Here is a 2446-nt window from a genome sequence, read left to right on the forward strand (position 1 = left end):
AAACCGGAGCGTTGACGATTAAACTTTACGATAAATTATCTGTCGTTATTAAGCGCCTATATTCAAAGTATCTTGATAGACGTGATCTGCGCCTTGATCAAAAGCTTAAGCGCGACGCTGAAGCCTCTCAAATCGCAGAGCAAGTTAAAGAAAGAGAAATTCATATTAACGATCGTCGCCCTGTTAACGATGTTTCACCGGAGCGTGCCGAAAAAGATTCAAGTACAGGGTCCGTTTCTTTGCTTAAAGGAAAACTCACTGCTTTAAAAGAAAAGCTTTCTAAGAAAACCGATACGGGTGAAGCCACTAAGCGAAGTGAGCCTTATATTGATGATAAGGGCCGTGCCTCACCTAAGACTTCAAAAGGCAAACAACCATATTCTCCAGTAGATTCCGAGCTTGAACAGTCGCCGCCTATTCAGGTCAAAGCGGGTACCAAGGCGCAAGGCAAAGCAGATGATGTTGAGGTTGCAAGTGATGCGTCTAGCGAAACGAAGTCTGGAATTAAAATCTCACCTTTTGTTAAGAAGAGCAAAGCAAGTAAGCGCTTGGAAGATGAAAAGCAGGGGAGTTTGTTTATTGCTTCAGAGGGTCCTTTACCGTCTATATCTTTACTTGATCCTGCAGAAACTAATAAAAAACTCGGCTTCTCCAAAGAGATGCTCGAGCATATGTCTAGGCTACTTGAAGAGAAGCTGGGCGACTTTGGTGTCAAAGCGGAAGTTGTAGAGGTTAATCCCGGCCCGGTGATTACACGTTTTGAGATTCAGCCAGCCCCCGGTGTAAAAGTTAGTAAGATTTCTAATCTAGCGAAGGATCTGGCTCGTTCTTTGGCAGTACTTGCTGTCAGGGTGGTTGAAGTTATCCCTGGTAAGTCAGTAGTTGGTATCGAGATACCAAATGAGCACCGAGAGATTGTCCGCTTTAGCGAAGTTTTGCTATCTAAGGATTATGATGATGCAGAGTCACCGGTTACCCTGGCGTTAGGAAACGATATTGCAGGCGACCCGGTCGTTACAAACTTGGCGAAAATGCCGCACTTGCTGGTAGCCGGTACGACGGGTTCAGGTAAGTCGGTTGGTGTTAACAGTATGATTCTAAGTATGCTGTTTAAAGCACAACCTGATGAAGTGCGTTTTATCATGGTTGATCCAAAGATGTTGGAGCTTTCAATTTATGATGGTATACCGCACCTATTAACCCCAGTGGTAACCGATATGAAAGAGGCTGCGAATGCTCTGCGTTGGTGTGTTGCCGAAATGGAGCGCCGTTATAAGTTGATGGCTTCTTTGGGCGTTCGTAACATTGCAGGCTATAACCGAAAGGTTAAAGAAGCTATTGAGCGCGGCGAGCCCATGAAGGACCCTATCTGGGTGCCAGATTTACACCTAAGAAATGAAGAAAGTGACCGTCCGGATCTTGAGACTTTACCCTTTATAGTGGTAATTATTGATGAGTTTGCCGACATGATGATGATTGTTGGCAAGAAGGTCGAAGAGCTAATCGCGCGTATCGCACAAAAAGCAAGAGCCGCCGGTATCCACCTTATTCTCGCAACTCAGCGTCCCTCAGTTGACGTCATTACCGGTTTGATCAAAGCAAACGTTCCTACCCGTATATCCTTCCAGGTATCATCAAAGATCGACTCTAGAACCGTATTGGACCAGGGTGGAGCAGAGCAGCTCTTGGGTCACGGTGATATGCTATATATGCCACCAGGTAGTGGTGTGCCAATTCGTGTTCACGGTGCTTTTGTTGATGACCACGAAGTTCATAAGGTGGTTGAAGCATGGAAAGAACGCGGGCAACCTAATTATCTTGAAGAGGTTCTATCTGGTGGCGATAGCTCAGACCCCGCGGTAGCAGCCTTTGCAGAAGAAGGTGGTGGAGACAACGAACAAGATGCCTTGTTCGACCTGGCTGTAGCATTTGTTACGGAAACCAGAAGAGTATCTATCTCCTCAGTGCAGAGAAAGCTGAAGGTAGGCTATAACCGAGCTGCAAACCTGGTTGAAGCAATGGAGCAAGCTGGTGTTGTCAGTGCTGCCGGCCATAATGGATCTAGAGAAGTCCTCGCACCGCCTCCACCCAAGGACTAGAATCTATACTTTTCTGGTCGAGACAAGTTTTCTGAAGATATTCAGTAACCAGCGAATAGCTAAAAAGCCCCTTATCGAACTTACTATAGGGTAAGGGCTAATATTTGACCTTAGACCCAGATAGGATACAGTTATCTACTGTAACCCATGCTTTTCTAGGATCGCTTTTATTTCCCCCGACTCTTTGAGTTGTTTCAGACCATCGTTAAAATCATTGAGTTTTATTTGGTAGCCAGGCGAACTTCTTGAAAACATCAAGTATTGCGGATNTTTTTTTAGCGGTGGCTCAAGTGATTAGAGTTGATTTGCCATATNAGGAATTTGCGTTTTAATGATGTAATTTCCTA

The 2446-nt window shown here is 45.1% G+C and carries 1 protein-coding gene; it reads left to right on the forward strand.

Going from position 1 to position 2446, the window contains the following annotated elements; genetic code table 11:
* Positions 1-2099: DNA translocase FtsK (locus A3757_RS18415; RefSeq protein WP_197470129.1), on the forward strand; the 2099-nt coding region annotated here is incomplete at its 5' end.
* Positions 2100-2446: the final 347 nt, after the last annotated feature.

Source organism: Oleiphilus sp. HI0117, assembly GCF_001635235.1.